Source organism: Clostridioides sp. LIBA-2809 (genome assembly GCF_056688965.1).
In genome coordinates this window covers 3,131,618-3,150,235 of the sequence record NZ_CP197004.1, presented here as the reverse complement: position 1 = coordinate 3,150,235, position 18,618 = coordinate 3,131,618, and the positions used below count along the sequence as shown (strand labels likewise).

Sequence of the window (18,618 nt, the reverse complement as noted above, 5' to 3'; positions counted from 1 at the left end):
ATCTATACTTTTAAAAGTATAGATTTTTTTATTTTATAAAAATAATAAAAGAGGGTATTTAAAAATAACCCCTTTATTAATAAATTATAGTTGAGCGTTTTTAATGACGAAGTTTTTAAAGTTTTTAATTGCAGGAGGTAAATATCTATCTTTTATAACTGCTAAGTAGAAATTTCTTTCCCAACTTGGGTGAACAATCTGAATTACTTTCACTTTTGTAAAGCTGAGCATATTCATATTTGGTACTACAGCAATTCCAAAATTTTTTGCAACTAATCCAGCAATTACTTGGTCTTCTTCCACTTCATAGACTATGTTAGGTTGTTGATTTATTTTTTTAAACATATCATCAATTATATATCTAAGCCCACTTCTCTGATTAAATACTATTTGAGGATAAGGTATGGTTTCTTTTAAGTCTATAGTATCCTTTGCAGCTAATGGATGGCTATATGGTACAATTAATACTAAATCTTGTTTAGCAACAGGTATAAATTCAATTCCCTTTTCCTTTTCAAGTTTCGAACAAAAAGCAATATCGTATTTTCTTTCTTTAAGACCTTGAATAATGTCAGTCGTTACACCAGTATGAAATTTAAAATCTATTGATTTATCAGGATTAGATTTTAAAAATTTATGCACTATATCAGGGATAAAGTCAGTACCTAAGGTTCTAAGGAAAGCTAGGTCTATTTGTCCTTCACCAGTACCAGTTATTTTTAATGATTTTACACTTGAATCTAAAATTTCTAATGATTTCTCCACGTCTTTTAAAAATATTTTTCCATATTTAGTAAGTACTATGTTTCTACCTTCCTTTTCAAATAGAGCCACTCCAAGTTCACTTTCTAGCAAAGATATAGCATGACTTAAGCTTGGTTGTGTTATAGATAAATTTTCTGCTGCTTTTGTATAGTGTTCTAAATGTGCCAATGTAACAAAATAGCGTAGGTGATATAAATTCAATTTTTGTTCATCCTTTCCTGAGTATTTTTATTTATATATTTGGAGAAGTTGACCTTTAAGATATTTTTCACATTTTTATTATATATGATTATGCAGTAAGAATAAAAGCTTTTAAAGAAATTTATCGTTTTTTGTCTGAAATATATGATAAAGACATTTATATTATGCACTAGAAAAGTAAAATAATTATCCTATAAATAAAATCTATAAACAAAATCTATGAATTGATAGGAAATTATCAATTTGTTATTAGTAAAGTCTCATGGTACAATAAATTTATAAAATCTAGATAAAGATAAATCAAAAAATACTTTTGTTTTTAAAGTTAAATAATACTACTAGTAGGATAAATAAAAATATAAAATCAAAAATACTATTGTTTTTAAAGAAAATAAAGGGGGCAAATTTAACTCATGAATAATCAAAAAAATCTTAATATTCCAATTACAATTAGTTCTTATACACTAGGTACAGAAGTTTCATTCCGTGATAGAGTGCGTATTGCGAAAGAAGCTGGTTTTGATGGTATTGGATTACGAGCTGAAAATTATGTAGATGCAAAAAACGCTGGAGTTACAGATGAAGAAATGCTTGCAATTCTTGATGAATATAATATGAAAGTTACAGAAGTAGAATATATAACTCAATGGGGAACAGAAGAAGATAGAAGCGAAGCTCAAAGAGAAAAAGAGCAAAATGTTTATCATATGGCTCGTTTATTTAATGTTAAACATATAAATTGTGGTTTGCTAGAAATGATACCTGAAGAACAAATTATAACAGCATTGGGACAATTATGTGATAGAGCAGGAGAACTTATTATAGGTCTTGAGTTTATGCCATATAGTGGTGTGCCAGACTTAGCTACTGCATGGCGTGTTGTTAAGGGATGTAATCGTGAAAACGCAATGCTTATATTAGATACTTGGCACTGGGCTAGAGCAAAACAGACAGCAAAAGACCTTGCACCTGTTCCAGCAGACAAGATAGTATCAATTCAAGTATGTGATGTTTTAGAAACTCCTTATGAAAAACTTAGAGATGAATCACTACATGACCGTGTAGTTCCAGGTGAGGGATATGGAAATACAGAAGAATTTGTGAAAACAATAAAAGAACACAATATATCACCAAGAGTCATAGGAGCAGAAGTAATATCTGACGCTTTAATATCTAAGGGATTGTCAACTGCTGCTGAAACTGTATTTAATGCAACTAAAAAAGTTTTAGATAAAGCATGGCCTGAAGTATCTCCAAAATAAATCTATAAAATAGAAAAATATACAAAGTATTATAATATGAAAATTTTAAATCAAAACTTGAAAGGAAGGAAAACCTTATGAAGATTAGTTCTATGTTTACACCTATAAAAATTGGTTCGATGACAGTTCCAAATCGTTTTGTAGTTCCTCCTATGGGAAATAATTTTGCAAATACAGACGGGACTTTAAGTGAAACTTCTAAAGCTTATTATCTTGAACGTGCTTTAGGTGGTTTTGGATTGATAACTATAGAATCTAGTGTTGTAGACAAAAAAGCAAAAGGAGGCCCTCGTAAACCTTGTTTATATGATGATAGTACAATAGATAGTTTTAAAAATGTAATAGATGCTTGTCATAATGCAGGTTCAAAGGTATCTATACAATTACAACATGCTGGTTCTGAAGGGAATGAAAAAATAGCAGGTCATCCATTAAAAGCTGCATCTGCAATCCCTGCATCGAATGGTCGTAACACACCATTAGCAATAACAACTGAAGAAATATATGAACTTATAGAATCTTATGGAGATGCTGCATTACGTGCACAAAAAGCTGGTGCAGATGCTGTTGAAGTTCACTGTGCTCATGGATATTTAGTTAGTAGTTTTATATCACCAAGAACAAATAAGCGTGTAGATGAGTTTGGTGGATGTTTTGAAAATAGAATGAGATTAGCTCGTCTTATTATTGAAAATATACGTAAAAAAGTAGGAGATTCTCTAGCAATATTATGTCGTATAAATAGTACAGATGATATTTTAGGTGGAATAGATGTACATGATAGTTCAGTAATAGCAGCATATCTAGAAGACTGTGGAGTAGATGGACTTCATGTTTCTCGTAGTATACATATACATGATGAATATATGTGGGCTCCTACAGTTTTACATGCTGGATTCAGTGCAGAATTAGTCACAGAAATAAAAAAAGCTGTTAGTATACCAGTAATAACAGTTGGACGTTACACAGAACCACAATTTGCTGAGTTAATGGTTAAACAAGGTAGATGTGATTTAGTAGCATTTGGTAGACAAAGTTTGGCTGACCCAGAAATGCCTAATAAGGCTAAAAATGGAAAGTTAGATGAAATGATACCATGTATTGCCTGCTTACAAGGATGTGTACCAAATATGTTCCAAGGTAAACCTATAGCCTGTCTTGCAAATCCTATATTAGGTCATGAGGCAGAACTTAAACCAGCTGAAACTAGTAAAGAAGTGTTGGTTGTTGGTGGAGGCGTTGGAGGTATGCTTGCAGCATGGGTATGTGCTAAAAGAGGGCATAATGTAACTTTAGTTGAAAAGTCTGAAGTTCTAGGTGGTCAAATGCGTTTAGCTGCATATCCTCCAGGTAAGGGAGATATCACTAATTTAGTTAGAAGTTACATTTCAAAATGTAATCAATATGGTGTGAAAATATGTACTAACACAGAAGCTACAGTAGAACTTATAAAAGAAAAATCACCTAATGCAGTTATTATAGCTACTGGAGCAACTCCACTTGTACTTCCTATACCAGGAATTAATGATTCAGGATTGATACATGCTGTAGACCTTCTTGATGGTAATAAATCTTGTGGGAAAAAAGTACTTGTTGTTGGTGGTGGAATGGTTGGTTGTGAAGTGGCAGCTTTCCTTGGAGAACAAGAGCATGAGGTTACTGTTATTGAGCTTAGAGAAGAAGTTGGTGCAGACGTGATTTCAGAGCACCGTAAGTTCCTTATGAATGATTTTGAAAATTATAATATACATACTGTTACTGGTGCAAAAGTTGCTAAATTTTATAATGATGGTGTCGACTATTTACTTGCAGATGGTACAGAACACGATTTAAAAGGATTTGACTCAGTAGTGCTTGCTATGGGTTCTCGTAATTATGACCCATTAAGTGAATCTGTAAAACAATTTGTAAAAGAAACTTATGTTGTTGGGGATGCAGTAAAAGCACGTAGAGCATTAGATGCAACAAAAGAAGCCTTTGAGGTAGCATTAAATATATAAAAATAAATAAATTTTTCTTTGCAAATAATTGAGTAGATTATTTGCAAAGAAAATGATAATATCGGGAGGAAATGATAGTTATGGAAATTTCAGGTAGAACAGGTTTGTTTGCATTAATAGGTACACCAGTTGGTCATTCTAAATCGCCAGTGATGTATAACTATAGTTTTGAAAAATTAGATTTAGATTATAGATATTTAGCTTTTGATATTACAGTAGACAAGGTAAAAGATGCACTTTCAGCAATAAAAACTTTTAATATAAAGGGAGCTAATGTAACTATGCCATGTAAATCTGCTGTTACAGGATATATGGATGAACTTTCTCCAGCAGCTCGTATAATTGGAGCATGTAACACAATTGTAAATGAAGATGGAAAGTTAATTGGTCATATAACAGATGGAGTAGGTTATGTTCGTAATTTAAAAGAAAATGGAGTAGAAGTTAAAGGTAAAAAGATTACGATTATGGGTGCTGGTGGAGCAGCGACTGCTATACAAGTACAGTGTGCATTAGATGGAGCAAGAGAAATCTCTATCTTCAATGCTAAGGATGATTTTTATAAAAGAGCAGAACAAACAGTTGAGAACATCAAAAAAGAAGTTCCAGAATGTGTTGTTAATCTATATGATTTAGAAGATACAGAAAAACTTTATGAAGAGATAGCATCAAGTGACATATTGACGAATGCAACTCTTATCGGTATGAAACCTCATGATAATGAAACTAATATAAAAGATGTTAGTGTTTTAAGAAAAGAATTAGTAGTAACAGATGTGGTCTATAATCCAAAGAAAACAAAAATGATTGAAGATGCTGAAGCTAATGGATGTAAGGCTATTGGTGGATTAGGAATGTTATTATACCAAGGAGCAGAAGCTTTTAATTTATATACTGGATTAGAAATGCCTGTAGAAGAGGTAAATGGGTTATGTTTTAAATAATAATTTACAAATTGTCATGGTGGGTTTTGTATTGTAGTCTAGTTAAATTTAAAGGTTTAACTGACTATACTTTAAACCCATTATGGTGATAAGTTTATTGTACATAAAAATGTTAATAAATTAACAAGAATAGGAGAAGAACTATGAACAATAAAAAATATTATCCTACTGCAATAGCGTTGTATTTTTCATATTTTTTACTTGGTATCGGAATTTCAATTTTAGGACAATATAAACCAGAATTTTCATCAATGTGGGGGGCTAAAACACTATCAGATGGGACATTAGATGTAAGTATTGTTTTGGCTGTTATTGCCGCATTAGGGTTGGGTAGACTTATATCATATCCATTTGCAGGACCTATTTCAGATAAGTATGGAAGAAAAGTAAGTGGTCTTATAGGAAATTTTCTGCATGCAATTTTCTTCATTGGAATTGTATTTTCACCAAACTTTTATGTAGCATATGTATTTGCAATAATTGGAGGAGCTGCTAACTCGTTTTTAGATACGTGTGTAACTCCTTCTTGTATGGAGATATTTGCTAGTTTAGGAACAATAGCAAATATGTTTACTAAATTTACAATAGCTTTAGCACAATTTTTACTTCCTTTTGTAATTGGTTTTGTCGCAGCAAATTCAATATCATTTAAAGTTATTTTTATAGTAACAGCTATTCTTATTATCATAGACGCAATTTTGATAGCTGTATTACCATTTCCACCAGCTAATAATGTTACTGATAATAAAGGAAAAACAGTTAAATCAGAAAAAATGAAATTTACACCAACAAGTATAGCTCTTGTTTGTATTGGATTTACATGTACATCAACGTTTGTATTATGGTTAAATTGTAATCAGGAATTGGGAAAATTATATGGTATGGCTGACCCTACAAAAATTCAGTCTTTCTATTCAATGGGAGTAATATGTGCAGTATTAATAACTTCTGTACTTATTAAAAAATATATTAAGCCAATCAGAATACTAGTTATATATCCTATAATTGCTTTGATTATGCTATTAGTCGTATATTTTGTTCAAACTCCAACTATTTGTATGTTAGGGGGATTTGTAATAGGCTATTCAGCAGCAGGTGGTGTTCTCCAATTAACAACATCAACAGCAAATGAAATGTTTCCAACTAATAAAGGAAAAATAACATCTATAGTTATGATTGCATCTAGTATAGCGAACTATGTTATTTTAAATATAGCAGGTATTATCACAAAATCAGGTGGAGTGAATGGACCAAAATATGTTGTATTATTTAACGTAGCTATAACTTTTGTTGGAATTTTACTTGCTTTATTTGTAAATATGAGATATGGAAAAGAAAAAGTGTGTGATTATGAGGTTTAATATCAGTATAATATAATTGTAAAGTTTTTAAATTTTGTCCAGTTTGAAAGTTGAGGTGTCACTATGAAAAATATAGAAAATATAAGAGCAAAAATAGATTTATATGATGATGAGTTTATAAAATTGCTTGAAAAAAGAATGGAATGTATAAAAGATATTATAGATATTAAGAAAGAAAAAGGTCTACCTATTTTACAATCAGATTATGAAAATAAAAAAGAAGTGGCATTGATTAATAAATTAAAAGGTAATAAGTTTGAAAATGAAATTATAGATATTTTTAGATATATGGTTAAAACAAGTAAGAAAATACAAGCTAAAAATTTATTTTCTTACAATATAATGCTTGTTGGATTTATGGGTGTAGGTAAAAGTACTATATCATCATACTTAAGTCATTTATTAGAGATGGAACGAGTAGAAACAGATTCATATATAGTAAAACAACAAGGTATGAGTATTTCTGAAATATTTGAAAAAATGGGGGAGGAGTATTTTAGAAATCTTGAAAGCCAAACACTAATAAATCTGCAACAAAAGAAAGGTATTGTTGTTTCCTGTGGGGGAGGAATTGTACTTAAAGATAAAAATGTAGAATATATGAAAAAAAGCGGAAGGATTGTTTTGTTGACAGCAAGTCCAGAAACTATTTTTCAGCGTGTTAAACATAGTGATGAAAGACCGATACTTAATAATAATATGAATGTAGAATTTATATCTGACCTGATGAAAAAACGAGAAGCAAAATACATGGCATGTGCAGATATTATTATCAATACAGATAATAAGACAATAAAAGAAATTTGTGAAGAGATGATTGTAAAGTTAACTGAATTTGATAGATAAATTTAACGTTATAGTAGATTTATATTAAGAGGAATTAAAATTTAAACTAATAATGACATCATTTACTGTTAGAAGATAAGGTATTTACATAATCAATTTTACTAATATTACTAGAATTTCAAATTCTAGTAATATTTTTTTGCGTAGAAATGTAAACTTACCGAAATAAGTAGTATAATCAATATAAATTATATCATGTAAAGGAGGATAATTTAATGGGTAATATTTTTAAACAATTGCAGGAAGTTAAGGGTTATGATGGATATAAAGAATCATTTGAAATGAATTATCTATGTATATATGAAAATATACCTTTAAGAGAGCAAGTAGAACTTGCAAATAATCTAGTAGATGGAATTTTAAATATGTATAAAAGTGAATCTAATGAAATCTATCTATTGGAGAATAATAATTCCAAACCTCTAATTTGCTATTTTGAAGTTTTTATAAAAAAGATAAATACTTTAGTAAAAGAAATGATGATTGATGAAAAGTGGTTATATAAGCTAACTAAAGAATTAATATATAAAAGTAAAAAGGCTGAGTATGTAAAACTTGGATTAATTTTAAGTGAAAAATATTTAGAGAAAGAAAATATAAGAGAAGTTGTAGATACATTTTCTAAATCTGGAGAATACGTGTTTTACTTGAGCAATACTATCAAGAAACTAGAATTTTACAATACATATTTATTTAATTTATCTAAAAAGGCTACAGGTTCAATAAAAGTATTTGCTATTGTTAACATGGAAATTTTGGACTTTAAAATAAATTCCTACCTAATTGAAGAGGGGTATAAGGATACAAAATATGAACGATTATTAATGAATTATATTATTTCTATTATTGATTTGAGTGAATATCTTGAAAGAAGAGATTTAGATAGAGAAAAGATAGATAACTTAGCACATCTAATATGTAACTACTTATTAAGTGTAGATTTTAAATACATAGGGAATAAAGTACAATTAGTAAATCAATTTTTACCAATTGTAGTCAATTATGGAACCACATTTGAAAGTTTATATTCAATTTTCTTAATAGCTATAAATGTATTGAAAGATGAAACTGTAGAATGTGATAAGGTTGAATTTGAGAAAGAAATGAATGCTGTCCTACTTAGTGAAAAGTGGAAGAATATATATTTTAAAGCATTAAGAAATGCAAGTGGAAAAACAGAAGATATGATAAAAATGTCAGAAATTTATGCTATGAATTTATCTTTTGATGATTTATTGCCGTACTTGGATAGAGATATTAGAGATTTTGAGGTGTATTGGCATATATCTAAAAAAGGAAGTACAGATTCTAGATTAAAGTTATTAAACTTTTTTGAAAAGACATTTAACATAGATGACTTAATTGGAAAAATGGAAGATATAGAGAAAGATAGATTAACTCAAGAATATTATGATGATATGTTATTTTTTATTGTTATTAAAGGAAGTAATTCATTATACCCTGAAGGAAAAAGCATATCTTTAAAAGGTATATTTGGAAATATAAATGAAGTAAGAAAAGAGTCCATAAATATTTTAAAAAGATACAGAGAAAAATTATCTCTTGGAGAATTGAAAATAGTTAAAGAAGCTTATGAAAAAGAAAAAAACCTAAGGTTGAAGGATGAATTGAGAAGACTATTATATGAGAGTAATAATTTGAAGAAAGAATTTATAAATATCGAAAAAATAAAAGTGGATGAACATGGTAAGGATATCTATTTAACTTCAGTAGCTGTTGCTGGTTCAAGATTCAGAAATAGAGAATGCCTTGAAAAAGAATTAGAGAAGAGTAAAATATATTATCTAAATAGAGAGAAAGATAATTTGTATGATGAAAATGCTATTAAAATAGTTGGAGAAACAGGTTATGTAATAGGCTATGTTCCAAGAAAAGATAATTATATTTTAAGCAATCTAATAGATGGAGGAAAGCTATTATATTGCAGAGTAACAGAATACAATTTATATGAAGATTATATTTATGCAAATGTATACTTAAGTTATAAGGATGTAATTGAAACAGTTGAAAATTCTCTAAAAATGGTATTGGATAGGAGCAAAGTAAAAATTATAAACTAATAATTCTATATATTAATTAAGAATTGGATTATAAACAATAATATTTAGTATTATATAGTTGAAATGTAGAAAAATTTAAAATACAATGAATATATAAATAATTTTGATTTGAAATCTGTAAATATAGTTTTAATTTTGGGGAATAAATACATAAGTTTTATAAGTCAAATAAATGAATAGTAAATATTTAAAGAAATTTATATTTATATTGTTTATTAAAAATAGGGGGAGAACTTATGAAGATACAAAAAAAAATATTTATTATTCTTATATTAGTTTCAATAATTCCATCAATAATTATTGCTGGAATTTGTATACATAAGTTTACTAATAATTCTAATGAATTGATGAAAAATAACATTAAAACAGCCACAATAATAGAATCAAAGCGATTAAAGAGTTATTTTAGCCAAAAAGAAGTTACATTAAAAACAACTTCTCAAATTTCTTTAATTCAAGAATATCTATATAATGAAAATAGGAGAATTATAGATGATAGATTAAAACAAGAAAATATAAATAGTATATTAAGAGATATTAATAGTAAGGAAAAGTTTTTGCTTAGAATGTCGCTTATTGATAAAAATGATGTAGTAGTTGCATCAAGTGATGAAAATATTATTAATAAAAAGGCACTAATGTCAGGGTCAGAGTTTAAAGGTTTACCACAAGATAGTTTTAAAATCTCTAACATAAATAATAAAAAGAGTTTTTATATAAGTAAAAGAAACTTTGTAATGGGATATCCAATTTGGCTCAACAATGAATATCAAGGTTTTGTGTCCTTTATTGTAGATACAGACTATATTAAAAGTACAATAAATGATATACCTTCTTTTGATACAGGTAAAATGATTGTGATTGATTCTATAGGAAATGTAGTTTCTAATGATGGTAAATATAAATATAAAAATATAATAGACGATGAAAGTTTTTTTAATGAATGGAAATCTACAAATTTAAAAAATAATCCAGATGGGTTTATAAGTTACTCTGAAGATAATATCAAAAATATTGGGTATTATTCTGAAGTATCAGATGGATGGTTTATATTAAGTAGTGTAGAAGAGTCAGAGATAATGAAGCCAATTGATAGGGCTATATTTGTTGTATTACTTTTTATGGTTTTGATTATATTTTTTATATGTTTAATCTCTGTATATGTAAAAAAACACTTTTTAAATCCTATAGGTAAGTTAATTGAAGTCATAGAAAAAATAAGAGATGGAGATACGAGTATAAGATTTAATCTTGATAAAAATAATGAATATGCTAAAATTACCAAAGCTTTCAATAATTTGATTGATACTATGGTCAATAATTCTGAAGAGCTAAAAAGAATAAATGATGACTTAAAAGTGTTGACTTCAAACATTCCTGGAGGAGTATATAAATATAGTTGTGATGGAAACTACATATTTAATTTTGTTAATGAAGGATATCAAAATTTATTGGGATATACAAAAGAAGAGATTGAATCATTTTTCGATAACAAATTGTTAAATGTTATATATGAAGATGACCGTGAAATAGTTAAAAATGAACTAGAAAGGCAACTAAAAAATGGCAATATACTTGAAGTTGAATATAGAGTAGTTCATTCAGATGGAGAGATACGTTGGTTATTAGATAAAGGACAAATAGTAAAAGATAAATATGGAGATTCATGGGTGTATTGTGTTGTGATTGATATTACATCAAGTAAGTCAGCACAAGAACAATTAGATGTAAGTGAAGAGTGCTATAGAATTGTTATGGACCAAGAGAATAACATTGTCTTTGAGTGGAACCTAAATACAGATACAGTAAACATTTCTGACAAATGGGAGAAGAAATTTGGATACAAACCAGTGAGAAATAATCTAATTGAAAATATGTTAGAAAGGGAAATGATATACAAAGATGATATATCAAAATATATAGACCTTTTCACTAGTGCTATGGAAGGCAATAATGCATATAATGAAACAGAACTTAGATTTAGAAAAGGAAAAAATGAATATATTTGGTGTAAAGTTAGATTATCTAGTATTATTGATAAGCACAATCAATGTACACGTGTTATAGGTATTGTTGTAGATATAGATAAAGAAAAAAGAAATAATGACGAACTTAAAAATAGAGCACAGAGAGACTTACTTACAGGATTATATAATAAAATTACAACAGAAGATTTAGTTAGAAATTATTTAGAAAATGAAGGTAGAGAATGTAGTAGTGCATTATTTATAATAGATATTGATGATTTCAAGAGAATTAATGATAATCTAGGGCATTTATTTGGAGATGCAGTTTTAAATGATATAGCATCTAAATTTATAAATATTTTTAGAGAAAGTGATATTATTGGACGTATAGGAGGAGATGAGTTTTTAATTCTTCTAAAAAACTTGAATTCAGAAGAAATACTAAAGCAAAAAGCAGATGATTTAATGAATTTATTTAGACGTTCATTTACAGGAAAAAATAAAGATTATAAAATTTCTGGAAGCATAGGGATTGCTATTTATCCTCAACATGGTAAAAACTTTAATGAACTTTTTAAAAGTGCAGACAATTCACTATATGTTGCAAAAGATAAGGGTAAAGATTGCTATTGGATATGTGAAAATAATAGTCAAACCATAGATAGTAAAAGAATAAGAGCTAAAAATTTTACTTCTGTGTTAGGTGGAGAAGAAGATATTGATGATGTGTACAAGAGCAAATCTACATTTAAACAAAATCTTTCTGAGTATATATTTAGAATTTTATATGAATCTAAAGATGTTGATACAGCAGTAAATTTTATATTGGAATTAGTTGGTAGGTCTTATAATGTAAGTCGTGCATATGTATTTGAAAATTCAGATGATAATACTTATTGTAGCAATACATTTGAATGGTGTAATGATGGTATTAAACCAGAAATAGATAATCTTAGAGAAGTATACTACAGTGTAATTGGAGATTATAAGCAATATTTTAATGAGAGAGGGATTTTTTATTGTAAAGATATATCTACACTTAAAGGTGGATTATATGAAATATTGAAAGCACAGGGTATTGTATCTATGTTGCAGTGTGCAATCTTAGATGAAGGCGAATTTAGTGGATATGTAGGATTTGATGAATGTAATGGAAATAGATTTTGGACCAAGGAAGAAATAGAATCATTGACATTTATATCAGAAATCTTAAGTGTATTTTTGATTAACAAGCATAAACAAGATAAATTAATAAAATCTTATGAGACTACAAAAGTGATTATGGATAATCTTAATTCATGGACTTATGTAATAAACAAAAATACTTATGAACTATTATTCATAAACCAAAAGACATTAAGTATTGCTCCAAATGCAAAGATAAATCAACTATGCTACAAGGCATTTTGGGGTAGAGATGAGCCATGTGAAATTTGTCCAATGAATGAACTTAATGAAGAAAAAAGGTCTTGTACAATTGAGATGTATAATGACAATCTTAATGTTTGGAGTAGTGCAAATGCTTCATATATAGAATGGAATGAAGAAAAAGGAGCTTGTCTAATGTGTTGTAATGATATAACTAAGTATAAAGGTAATAAATGTAAAGTTTAATATATTTTTTCTTGTTGTTAGATAAAACGAATATATGACTAAATTATTTTCTTAAAAAAACAATTGTTTTGTATATATGATGTATAATTAGAATTATATATTCATATTTACAAAACAATTGAAATTTGTATTATTTTATGATTTTAAATTTAGAAGGAATTGTAACTTCCGCCTTTTCTTTTATTTTAGAAGCTTGTTCTTTAACCTTATTTAACAATTCAGATTCATTTACAACTAATACTTTTCTTTCTTTCATTAGCCATTTACCATCACAAATTGTAGAGTCTACATTTTCACTAGTCATAGAATAAACTATATTTCCAATTGGATTATGCATTGGTAAACTATGAATTGTATCTGGATTTAGAATAATCATGTCAGCTTTTTTTCCTACTTCAAGACTACCAATTTCTTTTTCCAATAGAGCACATTTTGCTCCATTTAGAGTAGCCATTTCTAATACCTCTTCAGCAGGAATGACTGTTGGATTTAAAGTTCTACCTTTATGTATTAATGAAGTTAAATACATATCTCTCATAAGGTCCATTCTATTATTTGAAGGTGCGCCATCAGTACCAATTGAAACTGGTATTCCTTTTTCCAACATTTCAGGAATTGATGCAAACCCTAGAACTACTTTCATAGCTGCAGCTGGATTATGAGAAACTTTTACATCATGTAATCTAAATAAATCAATTTCTTTATGAGTAAGCCAAACTGTATGAGCAGCTAAAAGGTTTGGACCTAACACACCCAACTTATCAAGATACTCAACTGTTCCAACTCCATTATTTTGTTTTACAAATGAAATCTCATCAGCTATTTCAGCAATATGCATATGTATACCTGTATCGTACTTATCAGCTAGTTGTTTAGTCCTAACAAGTAATTCGTCTGTTGTATTAAAAATAGTTCTTAATGCAAACCATATTTTAATTCTCTCATTAGATGTATTATTAAATTTGTGGAATAAATCTAATTGAGTATTGATTTCTTCATCAGTAGTTTTTTGCCATGCCTCAGGAAGCCCATCTCCTGTATCCATAACCGATTTAGCTAAACATGCTCTAAGTCCAGTTTTGTCAACCGCTTCAACCATAGCGTCTACATATTGACCACCAGATTCTAAAAATGTAGTAACACCAGATTTTATCAACTCAATACAACATGCAGTGGATGAAATTAATGAATCTTCATAATTAAAGCTACTTTCAAATGGCCAGATTCTTTCTCTAAGCCAAGTTAAAAGTACAACATCATCTGCAAGACCACGTTCTAATTGTTGAGATAAATGAACATGTGTATTTACTAATCCTGGCATTAATATTTTTCCTTTAGCATCGTATATCTCGGCATCTTTATCAGCAATATTACTATCAAACTTACCAACCTTTTTTATAATGTTATTTTCAATAAGTATACTTCCATTCTCGTATACTTCTCTATCTGCATTCATAGTAATTAGATATGCATTTTTTATAAGTAATTGTGACATAAGTATCCTTCCTTTTCTATATATTTTTGTATCTACATATTATGATAATAAATTTTCTATACAAAGTTAATAGCAAAATCAATTTATATATAAAATTGATTTTGCTATTCATAAAATTTAAAATAAATAAGATTTTATTTTATATATTTTAAAATATTAACTTAGAACTAAGTTTACAACTGCAAGTAAACCTATAACCCAAAGTGTAATACTGATTTTATTAGTTTCTTTAGCTACAACATGCATTATTATATATGAAATAAATCCAAAGCATAAACCAATACTTATACTATAAGTCAAAGGCATTAATAAAACTGTGACAAAAGCAGGTACTGCTATTTTACTATCAGCAAAATCAATTTGTTTTATGCTTTCAAACATGAACACACCAACCATTACAAGTGCAGGTGCTGCAGCATAAGTAGGAACTACACCAAGTAATGGTGTAAATATAAGTGTAGCTAAGAATAATGCTGCTGTTACTATTGAAGCAAGACCAGTTCTTGCACCTGCTGCTATACCAGAAGCAGATTCTCCAAATGTTGTAACTGTACTAGTTCCTAAGAATGAACCTATTAAAGTAGAAGAAACATCTGCATATAACATTTTTCCTAAATCTTTTATTTCGCCATTTTCATCTTCAAGACCCATTTGTTTACAGCAAGTAATAAGAAATGCTAATGAATCAAACATATCTATAAACATAAAAGAGAATATAGGTCCAATTAATGAGAATTTCAATGCTCCTACAATATCTAATTTAAAAGCAATTGGTGCTATACTAGGTGGTTTTGAAATTATTGCTGTTGGTAATTCTACAAATCCAAATATAATAGATATTATTGTTGCAACAACGATACTTATTAATATTCCACCTTTAACTTTCTTATATTCTAATATTGCCATTAAGATAAGAGCAAAAAGAGCTATTAAAACTGTTGGTGTAAAATCTGCAAGTGAAACTATAGTGTCTGGATTTGCTATTATAACACCCATATTTTTTAAACCAACAAAAGCAAGGAAAAGACCTATACCTGCTGAAGATGCTACTGCTAATTCTCTAGGAATCGCGTCTGCAATGGTCTTTCGAAGACCAGTTACTGCGAGTGTAAAGAATACACATCCAGATAAAAAGACTACCCCAAGACCTGTTTGCCACGGAATTCCTGCTCCTATAACCAGAGAGTATGTGAAAAATGCATTTAATCCCATACCAGGTGCTAGAGCAAATGGAGCATTTCCTAAAAGTGCAAATATAAGTGTACCAATGGCTGTAGCTAATATAGTAACAGTTATAAGTGCGGCTTTATCCATACCAGCTTCAGATAATATTGCTGGATTTACGAAAACTATATATGCCATTGTTAAGAATGTAGTAACTCCACCTATCACTTCTGTTTTAAGATTAGAGCCACGTTCGCTGAATTTAAACATTTTGTCTAAAAAGCTTAGTGATGAATTATTTCCATCTGGTTGTACATTGTTAGTGTTTGGTACCATTTTTACCTCCAAAAAACTTAAGATATAAACAAAAAAATATATATTCATATAGATAGAATAGAATATATATTCAAAGTTGACATTCTATTCATAGAAAACTCATTTAAGGTGAGTTTGTAGAAACTATTAGACCATATTACTAATATTATATGAACATTTTCTATTTGTTTTTCTGTTGTATTATATCGTAATATTGTATTATTTACAATAAATTTAATGAAATTATTCGTTTTTTTTGTCGATTTTATAAAAAATTAAGGTTATTATTATTAAAAATTATTATCTTCAATAATAAAATACGTATGAGAATAGAACAAGCTATACCTATATACCTTATACTATTAATGGAAGTTTATTATAGTTAAGTTTGTGATATAATTATAAATGTACTGAATACAAGAATATTTCGTAAAAACTTTTTAATATATTAAATATATATATTAAGTTAATATATTAAATAAAACAATGATAAAAAGAATATAATTTATAGTGGAGGGGAAAATGACTAAAATTATTAAAGTACAAAAGCCTAAATTTACAGGGGAATTAGAAACTATTGAAAATTTTGAAAATATACTTGATGATATACTTAATGATGAAAAAATATTTAATAAAATTATAGAAAATGAAATTATAAGTGATTTAGATGCTGTAAGAGTTAGCTTTGAGTCTTGTATATTTAGAAATGTATCTTTTGAAAATTGTAACTTAAAAAAGATTGATTTACTGGATGTGGTGTTTGAAAATTGTAATTTATCAAATACATTTTTTGATGAAGGAAGTATATATAGAGTTGAATTTAAAGACAGTAAATTGATAGGAGTTAGATTTGATGATTGTATACTTAAAAACGTTTTGTTCAAGGATGTTTTAGGTAAGTATTCTAACTTTTCATTCTCTAAATTTAAGATAGTTTCTATTTTAGATTCAAATTTTGAAAATTCTGTCTTTCAAGAAGTAAAAAATGATAACTTGGTATTCGAGTATACAAATCTTAGAAAAGCAAATTTTAATGGAGCTAGACTTTCTGGTGTAGATTTTACTACTAATAATATTGAAGGAATTGAGGTTGGAATAAACGATATTAGAGGAGCTATCTTTGATGTATCACAAGCAATTGATTTAACGAAATTGATGGGAATTATCATAAAATGAAAAAAATATTCATGAAATAAATTGGGAAAACGTTAACAATGTGTGAATTTTTACCAGATTGACATTTTTATGAAAATAAAGTAAGATTATCTTAATATTCAAAATATTTTCAAAGGGGGTAGTTTAGTGTGAGTAAGCAGATGAGAGATATTTTTATAGTTGGTTTTGCTTTATTTTCTATGTTCTTTGGCGCAGGAAATCTTATGTTCCCTCCATTTTTAGGAATGGAATCCGGCAAAGACTGGTTAATTCCTCTTGTTGGCTTTGTTGTTGCAGATGCTGGTATAGCAATGCTTGTTATTATAGCAACAGCAAGATGTAAGGGAAGCATGGATGATGTACTTAGGAGAGCTGGTAAAGGATTAGCAAGAGTAATGAGTGTAGCTGCTCTAGCATGTTTGGCACTTCTTGTTATACCAAGAACTTGCGCAACAACATATGAAATGGGTATTATACCAATATTTGGAGACCATGGACCAGTAGCTAAAGCAATATTTTCAGTAATCTTCTTTGGATTGACTTTAGCATTTACAATTAGGTCTTCTAAGGTTATAGACATAATAGGTAAGTATTTAACTCCAGCGTTATTATTAGTATTATTTGTTTTAATAGTAAAAGGTATAATTTCACCAGCAGGACCTATGAGTCCAGAGCATATGATAGATAGAAATCTATTTGGTGAAGGTATATCACAAGGTTATCAGACAATGGATGCTCTAGGAGCAGCATCTATGGCAACTATAATGTTGATGTCTATAGTAGGTAAAGGATATACATCAGATAAAGACCAAATAGGAATGACTATTAAAGCTGGTTTTGTAGCTTGTGTATTTCTAGCATTAGTATATGGAGGTCTTACTTATTTAGGTGCAACAGTTTCAACAATATATGATACTAGTGTTCCTCAAGCATCTTTATTAGTTGAAATAACTAGTATACTATTATATGGTCAAGTAGGAAAGGTAATTTTAGGTATAATTGTAGCACTTGCCTGTCTTACTACTTCTACAGGTTTAACAGCATCAATATCAACTTATTTTGAAGGAATAAGCAAGGCAACTTACAAACAACTAGTTATAGGGATATGTATAGCTAGTATGCTTATATCAAATTTAGGTGTTGATTCTATAATAGCTATATCAGTTCCAATCCTACAAACTATATATCCTGTTTTATTAGCAATAGTTATCATGGAGTTGGCTGGTAAAAATATAAAGAATGATAACGCATTTAAAGGTGCAGCATATGTTACATTAGTGGTTAGTTTATTATCTGCTGTAAATGGAATGACAGGAGCTGTTCCATTTATACAAAGCTTACCACTTGCAGGTTTGGGCTTTAACTGGGTAATACCAGCTATATTGGGTGGAATAGTTGGTAACTTCATAAAAAGCAACAAACAAGTAGCATAATAATTTGTAATTAAT

12 protein-coding genes and 1 riboswitch are annotated in these 18,618 nt (G+C 28.5%); of the genes, 9 read left to right on the top strand and 3 right to left on the bottom strand.

The features are described 5' to 3' along the window. Positions 1-84 precede the first annotated feature (84 nt). A complete protein-coding gene (locus ACTG44_RS15030; RefSeq protein WP_021385590.1) occupies positions 85-966 on the bottom strand; it encodes a LysR family transcriptional regulator in 882 nt (293 codons plus the stop codon). A gap of 413 nt (positions 967-1,379) precedes the next feature. Between ACTG44_RS15030 and ACTG44_RS15025 the strand changes: the two genes are divergently transcribed. The 7 genes from ACTG44_RS15025 to ACTG44_RS14995 all read left to right on the top strand — a co-directional run bounded on the left by ACTG44_RS15025 (position 1,380) and on the right by ACTG44_RS14995 (position 13,041). Continuing rightward, positions 1,380-2,228: a sugar phosphate isomerase/epimerase family protein gene (locus ACTG44_RS15025; RefSeq protein ID WP_479920754.1), complete on the top strand. Its 849-nt coding sequence runs from the start codon at positions 1,380-1,382 to the stop codon at positions 2,226-2,228. 77 nt (positions 2,229-2,305) lie between these two features. Beyond that, positions 2,306-4,228, top strand: a complete 1,923-nt coding sequence (locus ACTG44_RS15020; protein WP_021385605.1) for an oxidoreductase — start codon at positions 2,306-2,308, stop codon at positions 4,226-4,228. Between the two features lie 80 nt (positions 4,229-4,308). After that, complete coding sequence (gene aroE / locus ACTG44_RS15015; RefSeq protein ID WP_479920753.1) at positions 4,309-5,172, top strand: shikimate dehydrogenase; 864 nt, start codon at positions 4,309-4,311, stop codon at positions 5,170-5,172. Positions 5,173-5,315: 143 nt separating this feature from the next. Further along, positions 5,316-6,533, top strand: coding sequence for an MFS transporter (locus ACTG44_RS15010; protein WP_479920752.1), 1,218 nt, complete (start codon positions 5,316-5,318; stop codon positions 6,531-6,533). A 63-nt stretch (positions 6,534-6,596) separates the two neighbouring features. Beyond that, a complete protein-coding gene (locus ACTG44_RS15005; RefSeq protein ID WP_479920751.1) occupies positions 6,597-7,379 on the top strand; it encodes a shikimate kinase in 783 nt (260 codons plus the stop codon). 215 nt (positions 7,380-7,594) lie between these two features. After that, the gene (locus ACTG44_RS15000) at positions 7,595-9,460 is read left to right on the top strand and encodes an HIRAN domain-containing protein (protein WP_479917298.1); all 1,866 of its coding nucleotides are present in this window, start codon (positions 7,595-7,597) and stop codon (positions 9,458-9,460) included. Between the two features lie 236 nt (positions 9,461-9,696). Beyond that, entirely contained in the window at positions 9,697-13,041 is a 3,345-nt protein-coding gene (locus ACTG44_RS14995; RefSeq protein ID WP_479917297.1) for a diguanylate cyclase domain-containing protein, read from the top strand. 130 nt (positions 13,042-13,171) lie between these two features. On the opposite strand, the gene ACTG44_RS14990 is transcribed toward ACTG44_RS14995, so the two are convergent. Beyond that, positions 13,172-14,536, bottom strand: a complete 1,365-nt coding sequence (locus ACTG44_RS14990) for an amidohydrolase (RefSeq protein WP_479920750.1) — start codon at positions 14,534-14,536, stop codon at positions 13,172-13,174. Between the two features lie 156 nt (positions 14,537-14,692). Beyond that, positions 14,693-16,036 (bottom strand): NCS2 family permease, encoded by a 1,344-nt coding sequence (locus ACTG44_RS14985; RefSeq protein WP_021385637.1) that lies wholly within the window; start codon positions 16,034-16,036, stop codon positions 14,693-14,695. 71 nt (positions 16,037-16,107) lie between these two features. Then, a riboswitch (purine riboswitch) is annotated at positions 16,108-16,209 on the bottom strand. A gap of 328 nt (positions 16,210-16,537) precedes the next feature. Between ACTG44_RS14985 and ACTG44_RS14980 the strand changes: the two genes are divergently transcribed. Together ACTG44_RS14980 and brnQ are read left to right on the top strand one after the other, a co-directional pair. Further along, positions 16,538-17,191, top strand: a complete 654-nt coding sequence (locus ACTG44_RS14980) for a pentapeptide repeat-containing protein (protein ID WP_021385622.1) — start codon at positions 16,538-16,540, stop codon at positions 17,189-17,191. 140 nt (positions 17,192-17,331) lie between these two features. Further along, on the top strand, positions 17,332-18,603 hold the full coding sequence (gene brnQ / locus ACTG44_RS14975) for a branched-chain amino acid transport system II carrier protein (RefSeq protein WP_479918802.1): 1,272 nt from the start codon (positions 17,332-17,334) through the stop codon (positions 18,601-18,603). Positions 18,604-18,618 lie beyond the last annotated feature (15 nt).